Genomic DNA, 20,071 nt, shown 5'->3' with positions numbered 1-20,071 from the left:
GTGCAGGGTCGATCGGGCGTGCGGCGGGGCGGTCAGTTCTCCTCGAGCGCGATGATGATCGCGAGCAGCGGCACCACGCGGCTGGGAGGGATCGTCCACACGCCGCGGCGCGGCGAGGTGATCCAGCCGCTCGTGTGGAGCTGGTTCAGATGGTGGTAGGCGACGCCCGTGGAGCCGAGCTCGAGCTCGTCGACGAGCTGGGCGACGGTGTGCTCGCCCTCGAGCAGGAGCCGCAGCAGTGCCAGGCGGAGGGGGTGACCGAGGGCGCCGGCGCGTTCGGCGCGCTCGGCCCAGTCGGCGTGCAGGATGTCCGCGGTGGTCCGTCCCCACTGGTACTGGACGGGTCCCAGCGGCAGGTCGACCGAGCCCGTGTACAGCACGGCCCCCGGGGAGGGGTAGCGCTCCTCGAGCGCATGCAGGGCGAAGAGAGGGTCGTCGGCGGAGGTCGAGGCGCCGCCGGCCGGGCTGGTCGAGGACGAACCGGGAGCGCCGGTCGGGGCGGCGGGGCCGGCGGAGCTCCGGCCGGCGGGGCGGTCAGCGTCCCGCAGTCGATGGAGCTCGAGGCGCGGGGCGGCGTCGTCCTGGCGGGGAGCATCCGTCTCATGGGGGGAGTCCGCGGTGCCCCCGAGGGACGTCGCGCCGGGATTCGCGCGAGGAGGCGTCGCGTCGAGCACGTCGAGGAGGCGGTCGACGCGGTCCTCGAGCCGGGCCAGGCGCTGCTCGAGCACGGCCGCAGAGGATGTCGGCTCGGACGGGGCGGCCAGGGAGGGCGTGGCCCCGGAAGGCGTGGCTCTGGAGGGCGTGGCTCCGGAGGGTGTGGCTGGGAAGGACGCGGTCTCGGAGGGCGCGGCCTCGGAGGGCGTCGGCTCGGTGACGTTCATGCCGGTCCCTCCTCGCGTCGTCTCGCTCCGCGGTGCAGAGTTCCGAAATTCCGGATGTTCAAACTAGCGTAGAGGGCGAGGTGCGGGAGGTCAAGACGCCCGGGCCCCAGGGCGGGGAAGGACGGAGAGGGGTGCGAGGTGGCTACGGGCACGCCGAACGGCTCCCCCGCGTGAGGCAGAGGAGCTGTTCGACGTGGGGGTCATGGAGCTGTCGAGCCACGGGCGGGGACCAGCATGGAGATCGCCCGATCCGGCGGAATTCCGGCCGGATTCCGCCGGAAAGGGCGATCTCGATGACGAGGCATGCCCCCATCCCGGCCGCCCCGCCCACTGAGGCTCTAGCCCTCGACCTGCTGCCTCTTGGCCTCGCTCGCGACCTCGGCCTCGTGGGCGACGGTCTCGCGATCGGCGCCGCCCGCGGCGGTGACGACGGCCCCGACCAGGCCCTCGACGAGCGGTGCCCAGCTGAGCCGCACCCGTTCGGCGTCGGCGTCGTCGAGCAGCTCCAGGGCCAGCTCGCTCGACATGATCGCCGAGCCCAGGTCCATGAGCACCACGACGCCCTGGTCGTCCATGACGTGGCCGATGGCCTCGGCGATCGCGTTCGCGTCGGTGCCCAGCTCCGTCTCCGAGAGCCCCGCGGCGATCGCGATGCCCGAGGCGTCGCCGTGCACCATCTCGGTGGCGAGGGCGACCGCGGCCTCCGCGAGGGGGCGCGAGTGCGACACCACGACGATGCCGGTCACGACGTCGCCTCCTCGTCGGCCGCGAGATCGTAGCCCTCGGCGCGCGAGGAGTCGGTGCCGCCGGAGCCGCCGGTCCCGATCGTCTCGACCGCGGCCTGCCACAGGAGCGCCGTCGACGCGGCGCCGGGGTCGATGTGGCCGATCGAGCGCTCGCCGAGGTAGGACGCGCGCCCCTTCTTGGCCTCGAGCGGCGCCGTGTCGTCGCGGCCCTGGGCGGCCGCGCCGGCCCCGGCCTGCACGGCCAGTGGCAGCGAGTCCGCGGCGCGCTGGAAGGCGTCGAGGGCCGGGACCCAGGCGTCGAGCATCGTCTTCTGCCCGATCATCGACTTGCCGCGCTGCTCGATGCCCTCGACCCCGGCCTGCATCGCCGACTGCAGGGAGTAGGCGTCGAGCTCGGTGGCCCCCTTCTGGGAGGTGCCCAGACGCAGGAAGAACGTGCCGTAGAGCGGACCGGAGGCGCCGCCCACGCGGGAGACGAGCGTCGAGCCCACCTTCTTCATGAGCTCGTCGACGGTCCCGAACTCGCCCGAGCCGAGGGCCTCCGAGACGGCCGCGAAGCCGCGCTTCATGTTGGTGCCGTGGTCGCCGTCGCCGATCGCCGAGTCGAGGTCGTTGAGCTCCGTGACGTGCTCGGTCAGGAGCTCGGACGCGCGCTCGAGCCAGGCCACGAGATCGGCGATCGAGACGGTGCCGCCGCGGTCGTCAGCGGTGCTGTCGGACGTGTCGGTGCTGGTCATGTGCGGTCACTCCTTGGTGTCGTCGGCGGCCCAGCTGAGGGCGGGGGTGTGGACGGGCGCGTCCCACAGCTCCGTCAGCTCGTCGTCCAGGCGCAGCAGGGTGATCGAGCAGCCCGCCATGTCGAGGCTCGTGATGTAGTTGCCGACGAGGTGGCGCGTGACCCTCACCCCGCGCTCGTCGAGCACCTTCGAGGCCTCGCGCGCCATGATGTACAGCTCGATGAGCGGGGTCGCGCCCATGCCGTTGACGAACAGCAGCACGGAGCCCTCGCCGGGGAGCTCGGCGAGGATCGGGTCGAGCAGGGTGCGAGCGGTCTCGGCCGCCGAGGCCGCCTTCTCGCGGCGCCGCCCGGGCTCCCCGTGGATGCCGATCCCGATCTCGACCTCGTCGTCGGCCAGCTCGAAGCTGGGCTTGCCGTTAGCCGGGACCGTCACCCCGGTGAGCGCCATGCCCATCGAGCGCGCGTTCGCGTTGACGCGCTCGGCGATCTCGGCGACCTCCTCGAGGGAGCGGCCCGCCTCGGCGGCGGCGCCCGCGATCTTCTCGACGAGCACGGTGCCGGCCACGCCGCGGCGGCCCGCGGTGAACGTCGAGTCCTCGACGGCGACGTCGTCGTTCGTGATGACCTGGCGCACCTGCGTGCCGCTCTCGGCGTCGGCGAGCTCGGCGGCCATGTCGAAGTTCATGACGTCGCCCGTGTAGTTCTTGACGATGTAGAGGACGCCGGCGCCGCGGTCGACGGCGGCGGTCGCGGCCTGCATCTGGTCGGGCACGGGGGAGGTGAAGACCTCGCCCGCGCACGCGGCGTCGAGCATGCCGTAGCCGACGTACCCGCCGTGGAGGGGCTCGTGGCCGCTGCCACCGCCCGAGATGATCGCGACCTTGCCCTCGTCCTTCGGCGTGGCCCGCAGGACCACCTTGTTCTCGAGGTCGACGTGCAGGGTGTTCGGATGGGCCAGCGCCATGCCCTCGAGAGCGTCCGCGACGACGGTGTCGGGGGAGTTGATGAGCTTCTTCATGGGGCCGACGCTACCCGCAATCGTGACGGGCGTCACGGCTTCAGCGGGGTGCGTTCGCGGCGCGCTCCAGGATGGCCGCGGCCTTGTCGCGGCTCACGGGACGGACCAGGGCGACGATGCCCATGACGACCCCGACGAGCGGGCCGACCAGGATCATCCAGATGCCGAGCACGATGAGCGCGATCCCGAGCGGCGGCGGGGTGTCGTAGGTCCTGGTCGGGTCCGTCGTGACCATGCCGATGATGAGGATCGTGAAGAAGGCGATCACCGTGGCGAGCGTGATGCCCCCGAAGATCGCGGCGCGCGTGCCCACGTGGGCGGCGACGGGATTGCGCCGGCGCTGGAGCAGGCCGACGACGAGCATCACGATCGACATGACGAGGGCCGCGAGCCCTGGGACGCCGAGCAGCCCGAGCAGGCCGAGGGCCCAGGCGAGGCGCCCGTCCTCGCTCACGCGGGTGGGGAAGTCCTCCGGGCTGTGGAACGGCGGGGCGGTGCGAGGGGCGGACGGCTGCCCGGGGCCGGGCTGCTGGCCGCCTGGCTGCGCGGCACCGGGTTGCCCGGTACCTGGCTGCGCGGCACCGGGTTGCCCGGGGCCGGGCTGCTGGCCGCCTGGCTGCGGTGTCCCGGGCTGCGGGCCGCCGGGTTGCGGCGTGGGCAGGGGGCCCGGCGTGCGCTGCGTGGGCAGGGGGCCGGGGGTGCGACCGGTGGGGAGCGGACCGGGGGTGCGACCGGTGGGCGGTGGGGTGGCCATGCGCCGAAGGTACCGCCGATGGCGTCCGGAAAGGGTAGTCATATGGTCGGCCGATGCCCCTGGAGGGGTCGCCTGACCATATGACTACCCTTTCCGGCAGGCGAGCCCTGGCCTCAGTGGTCCCCGGCGTCCGAGCGCAGCGCGAAGGTGCCCTGGGCGCGGCGGCGGCCCATCACCGGATGCGGCGGCACGATCTGGTCGAGGAATCGGTACTGGTCGCGCGTGTAGGCGGCGCGGAGGTCCCCGCCGTCGGCCGCCTGCGAGATGCAGCGCCACCAGTCCGAGATGTCGCCCCAGCCGGGAGCGGCGAGCGAGCCGCCGAACTGCTGGACCGCGAGCGCCGAGCACAGCGAGGCGAACTTGAGCCGCTCCACGAGGGGCCAATCGGCGAGGGCGCCGAGCGTGATGGCCGCGCCGAACACGTCGCCGGCGCCCGTGGGATCGAGGGCCTCGACGGGCACGGCCGGGCAGTACGCCTCCTCGCCCGTGATCGAGTCGATCGCGTACGAACCCGCCACGCCGTCGGTCACGACCGCGAGGGGGACCCGCTCGGCGAGCGCGCGCACGGCCCGGTCGGGGGTCTCGGTGCGGGTGTACCGCATGGCCTCCACGGCGTTGGGCGTGAAGGCGTGGCAGTGGGCGAGCGGCGCGAGGTCGGCCGGGTCCCAGCGCTCGGTCTCGTCGTACCCGATGTCGGCGATGATCAGGGTGCCCTGGGCGGCCAGCCGCGACCACCACGAGGTCTCGCCCCCGAGGTCCACGACGGCGGCTCGCGCGCGCGGCGCCGCGTCGATCAGCACCGACAGCGGCTCGGGGAGGTCGTGGCCGTGGGTGACCATCGCGCGGTCGCCCGACGTCGCGATGGACACGGTCAGGGACGAGTGGAAGTGGCCGAAGCGCCGCGAGGCCGACAGGTCGATGCCCTCGTCGTAGGACAGCGTGTCCCACATCCAGTCGGCATAGGCGTCGTCCCCGAACCCGGCGACGAGGCCCGTGCGCAGTCCCAGGCGGGCGGTCGCGGTGGCCAGGTTCGCGATGCCGCCCGGGCACGAGCCGAGCCCCTCGGACCACAGCTCCTCGCCCGGCCCGGGCATGCGCGGCAGCCCCGTGAACACGAGGTCGAAGAACACGGTGCCCGAGAGCAGCACGTCGAGCGGCGGGTCCTCGGGCGTGCGCCGCGAGGCGAGCGGATCCCACGAGGCGGTCGCCTCGGCGGCGTCGGCGGCCGCGGCGGTCCGGGCGTCCCCCGGCGTCACCGGTCCCGTCCCGTCGGTCGCGTCGCTGCGATCGGTGCTGGTCATCCCTTCGAGGCCCCCTCGAGCATGCCGCGGATGAAGTGCCGCTGCAAGAACAGATACAGCACCACCATAGGCAGGGCGACGATGATCGCCCCCGACGCGAGCAGCGCCCGGTCGGCCGTGTACTGGCCCTGGAAGTTCGCGAGCCCCAGCGGAGCGGTCCGCGGGTGCCCGCTCGGCGTCATCACGAGGGCGATCAGGAACTCGTTCCACGTCCACATGAAGACGAGCACGACGAGGGTGACGATCGCGGGGCGCGAGGCCGGCACCAGGATCCGCGTGAGCGTCTGCAGCGGGCTCGCCCCGTCGAGGGCGGCGGCCTCGATCAGGTCCCGCGGCATTGAGCGGAACTGCGAGCGCAGCCAGAAGGTGCCGAAGGCGACGGACTGCGCGATCTGCGGCAGGGCGATCGCGGCGTACGTGTCGGTCAGTCCCACGGCCCGCAGATCGAAGAACAGCGGGATCACGACGGCCTCGGCGGGGATCATGAGCCCCAGCAGGAACAGGGCGAACAGCACCGACGAGCCCGGGAAGCGCATCGTGCCGAAGGCGTACCCGGTGCCGAGCGACAGCACGATCGAGCAGACCACCACGATCGCCGCCACGACGACGGAGTTCACGAGCGAGGTGCCGAAGCCGCCGATGCTCCAGGCCTGGGCCAGGTTGCCGAGGTGGAGGCCGCTCGGGGCGCCGATCCGGGGCCCGAGCGCCATCGCCACGATCGACAGGATCGGTCCGAGCGCGAAGACGGCGAACACGATCAGCACGATGTAGTTCATCGTGCGCTCGGCGGCGGAGACCCTCATCGCAGACCTCCCGCCGCCGTGTCGTCGCGGTCGCCGATGCGGGTGACCAGCAGGTTGATCGCGAACACGAGCACGGTCAGGACGATCGCGACGGCGCTCGCCGACCCCACGTCCTTGAGCTCGAAGGCCCGGTGGTAGACCTCGTAGCTGGGCACGGTGGTCGCGGTCCCCGGCCCGCCCGACGTGGTCAGATAGATCAGGTCGAAGGTCTTGAGCGCTGCGATGATCGTCAGCACGAGCGCGGTGACGATCTCCCCGCGCACGGCCGGCAGCGTGATCGCGAAGAACTCGCGCACCGCGCCGGCGCCGTCCAGGCGGGCCGCCTCGTACAGGTCGTCGGGGATGCGGCTCATGCCCGCCAGCAGCAGGAGCATCACGAGGCCCATCTCGAGCCAGGTGCCGATGAAGCCGACCGCGGGCAGCGCGCTGCCGGGCTCGCCCAGCCACCCGCGAGCCCAGCCGTCGAGGCCGAGGGCGCGCAGGCCCTGGTTGAGCGGTCCGGCGGGCGCATAGATCTGCTTCCACGCGACGGCTATCACGGCGAGCGCGATGACCTGCGGCAGGAAGATCACGGTGCGGAAGAAGCCCATGCCGCGGACCTGGCCGCGCCGCAGGATCGCGGCGAGCACGAGGCCGATGACGAGCGGCAGGAGCGCATAGAACGCGATCAGGATCAGGGCGTGCCCGATCGCCGCGAGGAAGCGGCCGTCGTGCGCGAGGTCGACGTAGTTGCCCAGGCCCACGAACGTCGACGGGCCGATCCCGGACCAGTCGTACAGCGAGAACTGTCCCGCCCTCACGAGCGGGTACAGCGCGAACGCGGCATAGACGACGAAGCCGGGCAGGAGGAACAGGTAGGGCGTGAGGCGGCTGCGGACGACGGCCGAGGGGGCGTGTCCGCGGCGCCGGGGCGGGGTGGAGGACGGCACCTCAGCCCTGCTTCGTGAACTTCGCGTAGTCGGCCTGGAGGGCCGCGGCGGCGTCGGCCGGCGACGTCTGGCCGCCGAGGAGCTCCTGGAGCGTGTCGCCCGCGGTGTCGGCGAACGTGGGCGTCGCGTAGTCGAGATAGGGCAGCAGGACGCCGTCGGTCGAGACGGCGGTGAACGCCTCGAAGATCTCCTTGTTGACACCGGAGGCGGGGGCGTAGGACGCGGTGTCGAGGACCGGCATGCCACCGTTGTCGGCGATCAGCTTCATCGCGTCCTGGCTCGTGATGAAGTCGATGTAGGCGGCCGCGGCGGCCGGGTTCTTCGCCGAGGCGGGGATCGAGAAGGGGATGCCGGTGCCTCCCGTGGTCGCGACCTTGCCGTCGGCGCCGGGCGGGGGCGCCATGAAGTGCACGTCGTCGCCCATCACGGCGGCCAGGTCGGTGCCCAGCCACGAGCCGCCGATGAGCAGCACGCCCGTGCCCTTGGAGTAGTCGGCCCACGCGGTGTCGTAGTCCAGGCCGTTGGGGGAGTCGCCCAGGTAGCCGTTGCTCGCCCAGTCCGCGAGCGTCGTCAGGGCCTGCACGTTCGCGTCGTCGGTCCAGCTCGCGCCCGCGTTGCCCATCGCGAGCTCGGTGATCTCGTCGGCTCCGACGTAGTGCGCCTGCAGCGGCCCGAACACGTGCAGCGCGGGCCACTTGTCGAGGTTGCCGAGCACGACGGGCTGCTGCCCGGCGCTCTGGAGCGTGCCGAGCAGGGCGATCAGCTCGTCCCACGTGGTGGGGACCGTGCCGCCGGCTGCCTGCAGCCGGGAGGCGCTGTAGTAGATGCCGCACACCTCGCCGGTCTGCGGCACGCCCCACAGGGAGCCGTCGCCGAAGGTCACGGCGTCGTCGGAGTAGCGGACCTTCGCGAGCACGGACTCGGGGAAGCGGTCGGCCCAGCCGTAGGCGTCCGCGTATCCCGAGAGGTCGGTGAGCTGGCCGGCCTTGACGAACTCGCCCATGTCGGCACGGGCGTTGTTGACCTGCAGCACGTCGGGCACGTCGTTGCCCGAGAGCGCCAGCGAGGTCTGCTTCTGCAGGTCGTCGAAGGACTGCTTGACCCGGTCGACGGTGATGTTGGGGTAGGTCTGCTCGAAGGTCGCGATGAGGGCCGTGATGGCGGCGTCCTGGGAGCCGCGGACCTCCTGGTCCCACACCGTGAGGGTGATGTCGCCCAGCGCCGTGATGTCCTTGTCGACCTCGTCCGCCTTCGGGGCGGGAGCGGACGTGCTCGACGCGTCGTCCGAGCCGGGCGCGCAGGCGGCGAGCAGGGCGAGTCCGCCGGCGGCGGCGGTCGAGGAGAGGAAGGTGCGGCGGTGCATGGCGTGCTCCTGGGGAAGGGCGCCGGGAGGTTCTCCCCTCGCGGCGCGGGGATGGGTGACCAGCCTAGTGACGAGCATGCCACGCGCCGGGTGCTAGCGTGCCCGCGTCGGCGTCCTCCGGCATCCGCCGAGCCCGTCGCGGGGCCCGTGCTGAGCGAGGACGCGCGCCCCGCACGGGGCATCGGCGTGCCGCGCACGGGCGCGACCCGGACGAAGGAGAGGCAGATCGGATGAAGCTCACGATCCTCGGGGGCGGGGGATTCCGCGTCCCCCTCGTGTACGAGGCGGTCGCGACCGGGGCCACCGGTCTGCGCGTCGACGAGGTCGTGCTGTACGACGTCGACGAGGACCGCCTGCGCACGATCGCCCGGGTGGTCGACGAGCTCGGCGAGGAGCTCGTCGCCGACGGGCGGGTCGGCTCCGCGACCGGAGGGACGGACGGCCCCGGCGCGAGCGGCGGCCCGCGCCTGGCCGACGGCGCCGCCGCGCGGGCCCTGCCGCGCCTGACCGTCACGACCGACCTGCGCGAGGCCGTGACCGGCGCGGACTTCGTGTTCAGCGCCGTGCGCGTGGGCGGCGCCGAGGGACGCACGGTCGACGAGCGGGTCGCGCTGGGCCTGGGTCTCCTGGGCCAGGAGACCGTCGGCCCCGGCGGCCTCGCCTACGCCCTGCGCACGATCCCGGTGGCCACGGCGATCGCCGAGACGATCGCCGAGGTCGCCCCCGACGCCTGGACCATCAACTTCACCAACCCGGCCGGCATCGTCACCGAGGCCATGCGCCGCGTGCTCGGCGATCGCGTGGTCGGCATCTGCGATACCCCCATCGGCCTCGTGCGCCGCGTGGGGCGCCTGCTCGGGCTCGACCCGACCGGCGACGACCGGGTGGGCATCGACTACATCGGGCTGAACCACCTGGGCTGGCTGCGCGCGCTCACGGTCGACGGCGAGGACCGTCTGCCCTCCGTCCTGGCCGACGACGCCGCGCTCGACGCGATCGAGGAGGCGCGCCTCGTCGGCTTCGACTGGGTGCGGGCGATGGGCGCCCTGCCCAACGAGTACCTCTTCTACTACCTCTACACCGACGAGGCCCGCGCACGGATCGCGGCCTCCGACACCACCCGCGGCGAGTTCCTCGCCCGCCAGCAGGGCAGCTTCTACGCGGGCGGCCCCGCCGAGGCCGACCCGCTGTCGCGCTGGCGCTCGACGCTGCACGAGCGGGAGGCGACCTACATGGCCGAGACGCGCGACGAGGAACGGCGGGAGGAGGACATCGCCGGCGGCGGCTACCAGGAGGTGGCACTGCGGCTCATGACGGCGATCGCCACCGGCCGGCCCGAGCGCATGATCCTCGACGTGGGCAACGCCCCCGCGGGCTCGAGCGGTGCGCCCGCCGAGCGCGTGATCCCCGAGCTGCCGGCCGACCTGGTGCTCGAGGTGCCGTGCGTCGTCGACGGCGCCGGCGTGCACCCCGAGCGGGTCGGACCGCTCACGCTCGACCAGCTCGGCATGATGTCGTCCCTGCGGGCGTCGGAGCGGGCGATCCTCGAGGCCGCGCTCACGGGGTCGCGCGAGCGCGCCTGGGTGGGCTTCGCGACCCACCCGCTCGTGCGCTCGGTCGAGGCGGGGCGCGCGCTGCTCGAGGGCTACGAGGCGGGGCACCCCGACATCGCGGCGCTGCTGGGCGGGAGCTGACCGGAGACCGGGCTGACCGGGCGCCGAGCGGGCCGGGCGCCGAGCAGGCTGGGCCGTGCGGCGTGGAGGTCCGGCGCCGCGGCCATGTGTCGCGGGCCGGCGTGGCCGGTGCGGCCGATGCGGAAGACGGCCGGTCGCACCGCGGTGCCGGTCCGGCCGACGCCGCCATGCCCCGGGCCGTCCGTTGCCGCTGTCGGCCCTCCGGCCCGGTCCCTCGAGCGCCGCTGTCGACCCGGCCGCCCCGTGGTCTCGGTCCGGAGTCCGCTTCCGACGCCGGGCATCGGCCCGGCACGGTGCGGATCTCGGGGAGGTCGTGTGAAGCCTCGCTCGTCCGCGTGGTCATGACGCGGCCGGACGCGGGTGCGGTCGTACGCTGACTCGCGGCCATCACCGCCCGTGGGCGGTCTTCCGGCCCGGCCACCCCCGCCTCCGACCCCCCGGGAGACCTCTGTGAACTGGTTGCACGCCATCATCCTCGGCATCGTCGAGGGGGTCACCGAGTTCCTGCCCGTCTCGAGCACGGGCCACCTGAACATCGTCGAGAAGCTGCTGGGCTACGACATCGACTCGCGCGGCATGACGGCGTTCACCGCGGTGATCCAGGTGGGCGCGATCATCGCCGCGATCGTGTACTTCCTCGGCGACATCGTGCGGATCGTGCGCGCGTGGTTCCGCGGACTCGCGAGCAGCGAGGGGCGCCGCGATCCGGACTACACGCTCGGGTGGGGCATCATCCTCGGTTCGATTCCGGTGGCCGTCATCGGCCTCGCGTTCCGCGGCTGGATCGAGGGGCCGCTGCGCTCGATGTGGGTCATCGCGATCGCCCTCATCGTGTGGTCGGCGGCCATGTGGGCCGCCGACCGGATCGCCGCGCACCAGGTGGACCCCAAGCAGATGGGCGACGTGAGCGTGCGCGACGCCCTGGTCATCGGCGGGTTCCAGGCGCTCGCGCCGCTGTTCCCGGGCGTCTCCCGCTCCGGCGCCACGATCTCCGCGGGCCTCATGCTCGGCTACGACCGCGTGACCGCGACCCGCCTCAGCTTCTTCATGGGCATCCCCGCGCTTGTCGCGGCAGGCGGGCTCGAGGCCGTCACGAGCGCGAGCGACATCTCCGCGACCGTCGGCTGGGGGCCGACCGTGATCGCGACCGTCGTGTCGTTCGTCGTCGCCTACGCGTCGATCGCGTGGCTGCTGCGCTTCGTCTCGAAGAACTCCTTCACCTCGTTCATCGTCTACCGCGTGATCCTAGGGCTCGTGATCATCGGGCTCGTCACCGGGGGTGTCGTCGGGGCCTGATCACAGGTGCCGCGGGCCGGGCGGCGACGTGCCCAGGAGGCGACGTGCTCAGGAGGCGGGCGGCGGGTCCCGCAGCGGTGCGGGGCCGCTCCGAGCGCGGGCCGTGCCGGGAGAGCCTGCGGAACCGCCGGGGCGCGTGCCGCGTGGTTAGGCTGGCGGCCAGCCGACCGAGGAGCACCATGACCACCTTCGCGATCCAGTACGTCTACGGCGAGGACGCCGCCTCCCGCGACCAGCACCGGTCTGAGCACCGTGCCTTCCTGCGGACGCTGCTCGACCAGGGGACCGTGCTGCTGTCGGGCCCGTACGGCGGCGACGGCGCGGCGGGCGCGCTCATCATCGCGCAGGGCGAGTCGGCCGAGGCCGTGCTCGCCGTGTTCGACGACGACCCGTTCCGCCGCGAGGGCCTCGTCGCCGAGCGTTCGATCCGCCCGTGGGACATCGTGATCGGGGAGCTCCCGGGCCTCGCCTGAGCGGCCGGTGACAGACGCCGGTCGAGGCGGCGGGCGTCGGTCATTGGGCGTGTGGGTCGTCCCGCGAGCGGGTCGCGGCGGCTGAGGAGCCGCCTGGGCGGCGGCGCTCCCACCGTGCCCGTCGAGTTCTGCGCTCTGGTCGTCATGGCGCATCGAGGTCTTCGCTCTGGTCGCCATCGACACCGGATGGCGACCACGGCGCAGACGTCGATGCGCGAGCCCGGTCGTCGACCCGCGAAGGAGGCCGACGCGCGCGGCCGGGAGCGCGACGCACATCGAGGTTCACGAAGTCGGCGCTCTCGGCGGTCATTGCGACGGGAACGTGCCTCTGGATGTCGCGTTCCGACGTGAACGCGCTTCTGGACGGGGGCGGCGTCACGATGGTCTGCTCCAGTCATTGCGACGGGAACGTGCCCCTGGTGGGGGCTCGTGGCTGCGCAGCCGTGGTCGCGATGCACATCGAGGTTCACGAAGTCGTCGCTCTCGGCGGTCATTGTGACGGGAACGTGCCCCTCGATGTCGCGTTCCGACGGGAAGGTGCTTCTCGATGGGGGTTCGTGGCTGAGCAGCCGTGGTCGCGATGCACATCGAGGTTCACGAAGTCGGCGCTCTCGGCGGTCATTGCGACGGGAACGTGCTTCTCGATGTCGCATTTCGACGGGAACGTGCTTCTCGATGTCGTGTTCCGACGGGAACGTGCCCCTCGATGTCGTGTTCCGACGGAAAGGTGCTTCTGGATGGGGCTGGTGGCTGCACGGAGGTGGGCTGGCGGTCATGGCGACGACAGCGCGCCTCTCGACAGCACCTTCCGACGGGAACGTGCCTGCGGAGGGGGCCGGGGGACGCCGATGTGTCTCTGGATCGAGCAGGACCAGGACATCGGGGGCCTCAGTGGCTGACACTGGGGGCATGAGCGAGAATCCAGCGCCGCAGCCCGCCGATGCCGCCGCCCCGCGTCCGCCCCTTCCGCCCTTCACCCGGGAGACCGCCCTGCAGAAGGTGCAGGCCGCCGAGGACGCCTGGAACACCCGTGACCCCGAGCGCGTCGCGGGCGCCTATACGCCCGACACGATCTGGCGCAATCGCGACGAGCACCTCCACGGCCGCGACGAGGTCATCGCGTTCCTGCGCCGCAAGTGGGAGCGCGAGCGCGCATACCGCCTGCGCAAGAACCTGTGGGCCTTCGACGGCCACCGCATCGCCGTGCGCTTCCAGTACGAGTGGCACGACGACAGCGGCCAGTGGTGGCGCTCCTACGGCAACGAGCTGTGGGAGTTCGACGACCTCGGCTACATGGCCCGCCGCGAGGCGAGCATCAACGACGTCCCGATCGGGCACGACGAGCTCCGCGTGACCCCCGGCGAGGGCGAGCTGCCGACGTTCTGATCGGCTGCGCCCAGCCCGGGCAGTCCCCGGAACGCTGCGCCCGGCCTGGGCAGTCCCCGGAACGCTGCGCCCAGCCCGGGCAGTCGCCGGGACGCTGCGCCCAGCCTGGGCAGTCGCCGGGACGCTGCGCCCAGCCCGGGCAGTCCCCGGAACGCTGCGCCCAGCCTGGGCAGTCGCCGGGATGCTGCGTCCACCCCGCGCAGCCGCTGGAATGCCGCGCCCGCCCGCGCAGCCGCTGGAACGCCGCGCCCGCCCGGCGAGGCCACGACCCGCCCGCCCGGCGAGGCCACGACCCGCCCGGCGAGGCCACGACCCGCCCTACGTCAGCTGCGGTGCGGCTGCTCGCTCGCCTCGGCGCGGGCGTCGAGGTACTGGCCCACCGTGGCGCGCCGCAGGATCTCGTCGCCGATGATGACGAGAGGGAGGGCGCCGTGGCCGCCGCTCGTCAGCAGGAACTCGTCGGCCGCAGGGTCCTGGTAGACGTTGACCCACGAGACGTCGGGGCGCTCTCCCCGGATCGCGGTCTGCATGCGCGCGGAGAGCGGGTCGCCGGGAGCCCACAGGATGATCGCGTGGTCCGGGCCGCGCCGCGCCATCGCCTCGTGGAACGGCACGTGCTGTCCGCCGCGGATCGGCGACGTCCAGTACCCCATGAACAGGGCGAACGCGATCAGGACGACGCCCGCGACCCACTGGTGGATGAGGATCAGGACCGCGGCGATCACCAGGCCGCCCAGCGCCATGAGCGCGGGCCGCAGCCAGGCGCGGGTGGGGATCGAGGCGGGCACGAGACCCACAGTAGTCACCGCAGGAGCCTCCGGAGCAGGACGACCGGGGCCCGATCTGCCCGGAGGCGGTGCCCGGGGAATCCGACGGCAGCCTCGCTGGTGCCGCTGACCTGCGCAGCGACGGTCCTCGGCAGGACGCAGCCCTTCGCAGGACGCCGCTCGCCGCAGCACACAGCTCTCAGCAGGACACCGCGACGCCCGGCGTCGCCCTCAGATCAGGGCGGCCTCGACGGCGCGCTCGTTGGTCTCGGCGGCGAGCGCGTCCTTGAGCGCCGACACCGCGGGGATCGACAGGGCGCCGCGACGGTTGATGAGCCCGATGGTCCGCGGCTTCAGCTCGGGCAGCTCGCGCATCACGACCTTCGTGGGCGGGGACGCCTCGAGGGTGACCTCCGGCAGCAGCGCCACGCCGCCGCCGTGCTCGATGAGGCGCTGGACGACGGTCGCGTCATCGGTCGAGTGGCGGATCTGGGGGCTGAACCCGGCGGCCCGGGCGCTCGACATGAGGTTGGCGCGACAGCGCTCACAGCCCGCGATCCACTGCTCCTCGGCGAGGTCCGCGAGCGTGAGGGAGGGGTCGTCGGCCCGCGGGTGCTCGCGCGGGAGCACCGCGAGCACGCGGTCCTCCATGAGCGGCGTCCACTGCAGGGTGCCCTCGGCGTCGACGTCCGTGCAGCCGTAGCGGAACACGAGAGCGAGGTCGACCTCGTTGTCGAGCAGGGCCGGGATCGCGTCCGGCGGCTCGAGCTCGTCGAACGTGACGTCGACGCCCGGCGCCGTCTGGGACATGCGGGCCAGGGCCGGCGGCAGCAGCACCGCGGCGGCCGAGGGGAAGGTCGCGAACCGCACCTTGCCGCGACGCAGCGCCGTGATGTCGGCGAGCTCCTCCTCGGCGGCCTGGAGCTGCGCGGCGATCGACTCGGCGTGCACGGCGAGTCGTCGGCCGGCCTCGGTGGGGGTGACGCCCGAGGACGAGCGCAGCAGCAGCTGGGTGCCGATCTCCTTCTCGAGGGCGGCGAGGTGCTGGGACACGGCGGGCTGGGTCCAGCCCAGCTCGCGGGCGCCGGCCCCGATCGAGCCGTTGCGGACGACGGTGCGGAAGATCAGCAGTCGACGGGGGTCCATAAGGCGCATTCTACGCACCCCTCCCTAGGTGTGCTTATGGGTTTCGCCACGCCGTGCAGGGCTCGGCACCCCCTCGGGTCGGACCCGCGACGGTGAGCCGCCCTGCGAAGACCGCCGACACGCGGCGACCCGGCGACCCGGAGACGGCGCGCCACCCGGCCGAGATGTCCCTGCCGTGCGCCCCGCCCGGCACCGTGCGCCCGGCTCGGCACAGTGCGAGAGGGTCCGCCGTACGCCCCGTCCGGCGCCGTACGCTCCGTCCGGCACCGTGCGAGAGGGCCCGCCGTGCGCCCCGCCCGCCGTGCGCCCGGGTCGGGCACTGTGCGCCCGGTCCGCCGTGCGCCCGGCCCGGCACCATGCGATCCGGTCGGCCCGTGCGGCGATCGCCGCGCCGCACGGACCGACCGCTCGGCTCACGCCGGGATCGGCAGCCCGAGGTTCGCACGCAGAGTGGACCCGGCGTACTCGGTCGGGTACACGCCGCGGTCCTGCAGGCGCGGGACCAGCTCGTCGACGATGTCGTCGATCCCCGACGGGATCAGCCACGGCGTGATGTTGAGGCCGTCGATCGCGCCGACGCGCGCGAACTCGGTGATCCGGTCCGCGACCGTGTCGTAGCCGCCGACGAAGTCCCCGCCGCGCGAGCCCTGGCGGGCGCGCACGAAGTCCAGGATCGACCAGCCCTTCTCGGCGGCCTCGGCGCGCCAGGACTCCGTGAGCTCCTTGGCCTTGCCGAACTGGAAGCCGCTGCCGCGTGTCACATCGGACTCCTCGACCTCGGGCTCGACATCGGGGAGGGGGCCGTCCGGGTCGAACGTCGAGAGGTCGCGGCCCCAGAACTGCTCGAGGAAGGCGATCGCCTGCTGGGGCCCGATCTGCTGCTCGCGCAGCCACACGAGCTTGTCGTGCGCCTCCGCGTCGGAGGCGGCGAGCACGAACTCGGCGCCGGGCATGATCAGCACCGACTGCGGGTCGCGACCGGCGGCGAGGGTGCGGTCGACGATGTCGCGACGGAAGTCGATCGCGGCGTCGAGCGAGCCGTACGGGGAGAAGATGACGTCGGCCGTCGCCGCCGCGAAGTCGCGGCCCGAGGGGGAGACGCCGGCCTGGAACAGCACGGGCTCGCCCTGCGGGGATCGCGGCAGGGAGCCCTGCGCCTGCACCGTGTAGTGCGCCCCGTGGTGGTCGATCTTCTCGCCGCGCCAGAAGCGCCGGGCGATGTCCACGACCCCGGCCGCCTGCGTGTACCGGTCGGCGTGGTCGAGGTAGCCGCCGCGGCGGAAGTTCTCGCCCGTCCACGCGTTGTCCGTGGTCACGACGTTCCAGGCGGCGCGGCCGCCCGAGAGCAGGTCGAGGGTCTGCAGGCGACGGGCCAGGTCGGCGGGGTCGTTGTAGGTCGTGTTCTGGGTGGCCACGAGCCCGATGTCCTGGGTGATCGACGCGAGCGCCGAGAGCAGGGTCTGGGCGTCGGGCCGGCCGGCGACGTCGAGCTCGAAGGGCACGCCGCGGTGCTCGCGCAGCCGCAGGCCCTCGCCGAGGAAGAACGCCGCGAAGATCCCGTCCTGGGCCTTGGTGACGAGCCGTTCGAAGGACTCCCAGGCGACCTGGTCGCCGCTCGAGGGGAGCTTCCACACGGTGGACGAGTTCACGCCCTGGAAGAACACACCGAGCTGCACCGTGCCGGTGGGGGTGTGCTCGGGGTGCAGGGGATGGGCGTCGGTGCCGGGGCGGGCGTCGGCGCGGCTGCTGGTGATGGTCATGGGGTCTCCTCAGCGGACGAGGTGGTCGGGTGGAGGGTCGGCGCGCTCACGCGGCGGTCTCGGCGAGCCGCGCGCGATCGGAGCGGCGCGCGGGATCGATGACGACGTCGGGGCGGTCCAGGGCGAGCTGGTCGCGCAGGGTGTCGCCCGCGGCGGGGGCGGGCGCGATCGCCCCCGCCGAGCGCAGGGCGGCCGCGGCCTGTCCCACGCGCGCGGCGAGGTCGGCACCGCCCGGGTCGAGCCCGAGCAGGCGCACGAGGGAGGTGCCTTCGCTCGCGGCGAGGGCGTCGCGCACGCTGCGCACGATCACCTCGGCAGGGGCGTTCGCATCGACCCGCACGTCGAGGGCCCGGCCGTCGGCGCGCTGGTCGGCGCGCTCGCCGACCGTGGGCCGGTCGGTCTCGGCGACGAGCACGGGCACGAGCCCCTGCGGGGAGCGCGGCGTGATCGAGGGCCCGCGCACCGAGAAGGTCTCGGCCTCGACGTCGGCGTACTGCAGGCGCGACGCGTCGACGTAGACGCCGCGCGCGAGGTCGCGCACCACGGCGTCGTCGGCCCACGAGTCCCAGATGCGGCGGGCGGCGTCGACGACGTCGGCCGCCTCGCGAGCGGTCTGCTCGGCGTCGAGCACATCGCGTCCGACGGCGTGGGCGGCGCCCGCGTCGGTGCGCGCCTCGACGAGCCATCCGGCGCGGCCGTGGCTGACGTGGTCGAGGCTCATCAGCTGGGTGGCGAGGTGAAAGGGCTCGACGTAGATCGCGTCGGTGCGCGGGATGAGCGCGAGGGCCGATGTGACGGGAGCGAGGCTCGCGGCGACGTGGACGGGGTGCAGCCCGCCGTCGGTGACCGTGATCGCCCCGACCCCCGCCCCCTCGAGGTCGCGGGCCAGGGTGTGCAGCCCCGGCAGCAGCGAGGGCTCGGTGAGGAGGTCGACGGCGAGGACGGGCAGGGGTGCTGTCTCCTCGGACGGGCGGGTGGCGGCAGAGCGGTCGGTCACGGGTTCTCCTTGGTGTGCGGGCGGGACTCGGTGAGGGCCTCGTCGGCCAGCCCCCAGCGGTCGAGCACCTGGGCGTAGGTGCCGTCGGTGATGACGGCTTCGATGGCGGCGGCGTACGCGTCGACGAGCCCCGAGCCACGGGGCAGGGTGGCCGCGATGAGCGTCTCGTCGGGCCAGCCCTCGCTGAAGCGGCCGGCCACGACGAAGTCGTCGCGCTGGGAGGCGGTGTAGGCGGCGGTCGGCGACTGCTCCAGGTAGGCGTCGACCCGGCCGGAGCCGAGGGCGAGCAGCACGTCGGCCTCCTGCGAGTAGTGCTTGACCTCGGCCGGCTTCTTGCCCGCCGCGGTCAGCTCGGCGTTCCAGTCGGTCAGCACCCGCTCCTGCGTCGTGCCCGCGGCGACGGCCACGGTCAGTCCGCTGATGGCGGTGTGATCGGTGAGGTCGAGGCCGCTGTCGGCGGGGACGAGGAAGGCGATGAAGGCGCTGCGGTAGGGCGCGAAGTCGAACTTCTCGAGGCGCTCGGGCGTGATGCCGACGTTGAAGTGGACGGCGTCGCACTCCCCGGCCCCGAGCTTGAGCGGCCAGTCGTCCCAGCTCGTGTAGCGCAGGTCGAGCTCGAGCCCGAGCTTGTCGGCGACGAGCTGGGCGAGATCGGGCTCGGTGCCGACCGTCGTCTTGTTGTCGTCGGCGAGGAACACGAGGGGCGGCGCGCCGCCGGTCCCGGTGCCCACGATGAGGGAGCCGCGGTCGGCGATCTCGGCGGGGAGCTTCGCGGCGACCGTCTCGTCCTTCGTCGTGCGGATGCGATCCAGGTTCGCGCTCGTGTCGATGCCGCCCCCGTCGATGCCGCCCCCGTCGGAGCCGCCGCCGTCGGAGGCGGCCCTCGCCGTGGTGGTCGTGGAGGAGGCGGGATCGGCGCACGCGGCGAGCGCCGCGAGCGGGGCGAGGAGCCCGACGGCGGCGACGGCACGCCGGGTCGGGCGGAGCGGGCGTGCGATCACGGGTTCTCCTGGGTGTGGACGGTGGACTCGGTCAGGGCCTCGTCGGCGAGCCCCCAGCGGTCGAGCACCTGGGTGTAGGTGCCCTCCGCCATGAGCGCGTTGATCGCGGCCGCATAGGGCTCGGCGAGGCCGGAGCCCCGGGGGAAGGTCGCGGCGACGAGGGTCTTGTTCGGCCAGCCCGCGTCGATCCGGCCCTGCGTCTCGACGTCGTCGCGGGTCGCGGCGATGTAGGTCATGGTCGCGAACGGCGCGAAGTAGGCGTCGATGCGGCCCGAGCCGAGCGCGAGCAGCACGTCCGCGTCGGACGAGAAGTTCTTGAGCTCGGCGGGCTCCTTGCCGGCGGCGCTGAGCTGGGAGTTCCAGGTGGTGAGGATCTGCTCCTGATTGGTGCCCGAGCCGACCGCGATCACGTGACCGCTGATCGACTCCGGCTCCCCGAGCTCGAACCCGGCGCCCTTCGAGACGAGGAAGGTCATGAAGGCGGCCCGGTACGAGGCGAAGTCGAACTTCTCGAGGCGGGCGGCGTTGATGCCCACGTTGCCGTGCACGACCTCGTACTCGCCGGCCTCGAGCTTGAGGGGCCAGTTGTCCCAGCTCGTCAGCTGCAGGTCCATCTCGAGGCCGAGCTTGTCGGCGACGAGCTGGGCGATGTCGATCTCCGAGCCGATCGTGGTCGTGTTGTCGTCGGCGAGGAACACGAGCGGCGGGGTGCCGCCCGTGAGCGAGCCGACCGTGAGCTTGCCGTCGGCGGCGATGTCGGCCGGGACGGTCGCCGCGATCGCGTCGTCCTTCGTCGAGCGGATGCGCTCCTGCGTGCCGCTCGTGTCGATCGCGGCGGTGCCGGAGCCGCCGCCGTCGGAGGCCCCGCCGGCGGCGGACCCCGAGGCGCCGGAGGCCGAGGAGGCGGGGTCGCTGCAGGCGGCGAGCGCGAGGCCGGGCAGCGCGAGGCCGCCGAGCGTGAGGGTGCGCCGGGTGAGGCGGCCGTCGGTCCAGGTCATCGGGTGGTCTCCAGGGTGT

The 20,071-nt window shown here is 73.2% G+C and carries 19 protein-coding genes; 4 read left to right on the top strand and 15 right to left on the bottom strand.

Features of this window, described 5'->3' with window-relative positions:
- Window positions 1-32: 32 nt before the first annotated feature.
- The 9 genes from BRM3_RS03405 to BRM3_RS03365 all read right to left on the bottom strand — a co-directional run bounded on the left by BRM3_RS03405 (window position 33) and on the right by BRM3_RS03365 (window position 8,534).
- On the bottom strand, window positions 33-728 hold the full coding sequence (locus BRM3_RS03405; RefSeq protein WP_263594698.1) for a helix-turn-helix domain-containing protein: 696 nt from the start codon (window positions 726-728) through the stop codon (window positions 33-35).
- Between the two features lie 491 nt (window positions 729-1,219).
- The gene (gene dhaM / locus BRM3_RS03400) at window positions 1,220-1,627 is read right to left on the bottom strand and encodes a dihydroxyacetone kinase phosphoryl donor subunit DhaM (RefSeq protein WP_263594697.1); all 408 of its coding nucleotides are present in this window, start codon (window positions 1,625-1,627) and stop codon (window positions 1,220-1,222) included.
- Window positions 1,624-2,364, bottom strand: coding sequence for a dihydroxyacetone kinase subunit DhaL (gene dhaL / locus BRM3_RS03395; protein WP_263594696.1), 741 nt, complete (start codon window positions 2,362-2,364; stop codon window positions 1,624-1,626). Before dhaL ends, dhaM begins: the two co-directional genes overlap by 4 nt.
- A 6-nt stretch (window positions 2,365-2,370) precedes the next feature.
- A complete protein-coding gene (dhaK, locus tag BRM3_RS03390; protein WP_263594695.1) occupies window positions 2,371-3,384 on the bottom strand; it encodes a dihydroxyacetone kinase subunit DhaK in 1,014 nt (337 codons plus the stop codon).
- A 40-nt stretch (window positions 3,385-3,424) separates the two neighbouring features.
- Complete coding sequence (locus tag BRM3_RS03385; protein WP_263594694.1) at window positions 3,425-3,838, bottom strand: hypothetical protein; 414 nt, start codon at window positions 3,836-3,838, stop codon at window positions 3,425-3,427.
- Between the two features lie 413 nt (window positions 3,839-4,251).
- Window positions 4,252-5,439 (bottom strand): carbohydrate kinase family protein, encoded by a 1,188-nt coding sequence (locus BRM3_RS03380; protein WP_263594693.1) that lies wholly within the window; start codon window positions 5,437-5,439, stop codon window positions 4,252-4,254.
- Window positions 5,436-6,242, bottom strand: coding sequence for a carbohydrate ABC transporter permease (locus BRM3_RS03375; RefSeq protein ID WP_263594692.1), 807 nt, complete (start codon window positions 6,240-6,242; stop codon window positions 5,436-5,438). Before BRM3_RS03375 ends, BRM3_RS03380 begins: the two co-directional genes overlap by 4 nt.
- Complete coding sequence (locus tag BRM3_RS03370) at window positions 6,239-7,171, bottom strand: carbohydrate ABC transporter permease (RefSeq protein ID WP_263594691.1); 933 nt, start codon at window positions 7,169-7,171, stop codon at window positions 6,239-6,241. The genes BRM3_RS03375 and BRM3_RS03370 overlap by 4 nt, the downstream gene beginning before the upstream one ends.
- A gap of 1 nt (window position 7,172) precedes the next feature.
- On the bottom strand, window positions 7,173-8,534 hold the full coding sequence (locus tag BRM3_RS03365; protein ID WP_263594690.1) for an extracellular solute-binding protein: 1,362 nt from the start codon (window positions 8,532-8,534) through the stop codon (window positions 7,173-7,175).
- A 230-nt stretch (window positions 8,535-8,764) separates the two neighbouring features.
- Here BRM3_RS03365 and BRM3_RS03360 point away from each other — a divergent pair, with 230 nt between their 5' ends.
- From BRM3_RS03360 to BRM3_RS03345, 4 genes are all read left to right on the top strand, one after another.
- Window positions 8,765-10,228 carry a family 4 glycosyl hydrolase gene (locus tag BRM3_RS03360; protein WP_263594689.1) on the top strand — a complete coding sequence of 488 codons (1,464 nt, stop codon included), beginning with the start codon at window positions 8,765-8,767 and terminating at the stop codon, window positions 10,226-10,228.
- Between the two features lie 450 nt (window positions 10,229-10,678).
- A complete protein-coding gene (locus BRM3_RS03355) occupies window positions 10,679-11,524 on the top strand; it encodes an undecaprenyl-diphosphate phosphatase (protein WP_263594688.1) in 846 nt (281 codons plus the stop codon).
- Between the two features lie 179 nt (window positions 11,525-11,703).
- On the top strand, window positions 11,704-11,997 hold the full coding sequence (locus BRM3_RS03350; RefSeq protein ID WP_263594687.1) for a YciI family protein: 294 nt from the start codon (window positions 11,704-11,706) through the stop codon (window positions 11,995-11,997).
- A gap of 909 nt (window positions 11,998-12,906) precedes the next feature.
- The gene (locus BRM3_RS03345; RefSeq protein WP_263594686.1) at window positions 12,907-13,383 is read left to right on the top strand and encodes a nuclear transport factor 2 family protein; all 477 of its coding nucleotides are present in this window, start codon (window positions 12,907-12,909) and stop codon (window positions 13,381-13,383) included.
- Between the two features lie 323 nt (window positions 13,384-13,706).
- Here BRM3_RS03345 and BRM3_RS03340 read toward each other — a convergent pair whose 3' ends face one another.
- From BRM3_RS03340 to BRM3_RS03315, 6 genes are all read right to left on the bottom strand, one after another.
- A complete protein-coding gene (locus BRM3_RS03340; RefSeq protein ID WP_263594685.1) occupies window positions 13,707-14,189 on the bottom strand; it encodes a hypothetical protein in 483 nt (160 codons plus the stop codon).
- Between the two features lie 192 nt (window positions 14,190-14,381).
- Window positions 14,382-15,296, bottom strand: coding sequence for a LysR family transcriptional regulator (locus tag BRM3_RS03335; protein WP_263594684.1), 915 nt, complete (start codon window positions 15,294-15,296; stop codon window positions 14,382-14,384).
- A 413-nt stretch (window positions 15,297-15,709) separates the two neighbouring features.
- Window positions 15,710-17,056 carry an LLM class flavin-dependent oxidoreductase gene (locus tag BRM3_RS03330; RefSeq protein WP_263594683.1) on the bottom strand — a complete coding sequence of 449 codons (1,347 nt, stop codon included), beginning with the start codon at window positions 17,054-17,056 and terminating at the stop codon, window positions 15,710-15,712.
- 46 nt (window positions 17,057-17,102) lie between these two features.
- Window positions 17,103-18,053, bottom strand: a complete 951-nt coding sequence (locus BRM3_RS03325; RefSeq protein WP_263594682.1) for an LLM class flavin-dependent oxidoreductase — start codon at window positions 18,051-18,053, stop codon at window positions 17,103-17,105.
- Entirely contained in the window at window positions 18,050-19,054 is a 1,005-nt protein-coding gene (locus BRM3_RS03320) for an ABC transporter substrate-binding protein (protein WP_263594681.1), read from the bottom strand. Before BRM3_RS03320 ends, BRM3_RS03325 begins: the two co-directional genes overlap by 4 nt.
- The gene (locus tag BRM3_RS03315; protein WP_263594680.1) at window positions 19,051-20,052 is read right to left on the bottom strand and encodes an ABC transporter substrate-binding protein; all 1,002 of its coding nucleotides are present in this window, start codon (window positions 20,050-20,052) and stop codon (window positions 19,051-19,053) included. Before BRM3_RS03315 ends, BRM3_RS03320 begins: the two co-directional genes overlap by 4 nt.
- Between the last annotated feature and the right edge of the window lie 19 nt (window positions 20,053-20,071).

Origin of the sequence: Brachybacterium huguangmaarense (assembly GCF_025725725.1) — a bacterium.
Lineage (GTDB): Bacteria > Actinomycetota > Actinomycetes > Actinomycetales > Dermabacteraceae > Brachybacterium > Brachybacterium huguangmaarense.
Note: the sequence above shows the minus strand (reverse complement) of the source record. Positions and strands in the feature narration are given on the sequence as shown.

Coding starts and splice junctions, on each gene's coding strand:
- dhaL (WP_263594696.1), bottom strand. CDS start 2,364: ATGACCAGCACCGACACGTCCGACAGCACCGCTGACGACCGCGGCGGC.
- dhaK (WP_263594695.1), bottom strand. CDS start 3,384: ATGAAGAAGCTCATCAACTCCCCCGACACCGTCGTCGCGGACGCTCTC.
- BRM3_RS03380 (WP_263594693.1), bottom strand. CDS start 5,439: ATGACCAGCACCGATCGCAGCGACGCGACCGACGGGACGGGACCGGTG.
- BRM3_RS03375 (WP_263594692.1), bottom strand. CDS start 6,242: ATGAGGGTCTCCGCCGCCGAGCGCACGATGAACTACATCGTGCTGATC.
- BRM3_RS03365 (WP_263594690.1), bottom strand. CDS start 8,534: ATGCACCGCCGCACCTTCCTCTCCTCGACCGCCGCCGCCGGCGGACTC.
- BRM3_RS03360 (WP_263594689.1), top strand. CDS start 8,765: ATGAAGCTCACGATCCTCGGGGGCGGGGGATTCCGCGTCCCCCTCGTG.
- BRM3_RS03350 (WP_263594687.1), top strand. CDS start 11,704: ATGACCACCTTCGCGATCCAGTACGTCTACGGCGAGGACGCCGCCTCC.
- BRM3_RS03345 (WP_263594686.1), top strand. CDS start 12,907: ATGAGCGAGAATCCAGCGCCGCAGCCCGCCGATGCCGCCGCCCCGCGT.
- BRM3_RS03335 (WP_263594684.1), bottom strand. CDS start 15,296: ATGGACCCCCGTCGACTGCTGATCTTCCGCACCGTCGTCCGCAACGGC.
- BRM3_RS03330 (WP_263594683.1), bottom strand. CDS start 17,056: ATGACCATCACCAGCAGCCGCGCCGACGCCCGCCCCGGCACCGACGCC.
- BRM3_RS03315 (WP_263594680.1), bottom strand. CDS start 20,052: ATGACCTGGACCGACGGCCGCCTCACCCGGCGCACCCTCACGCTCGGC.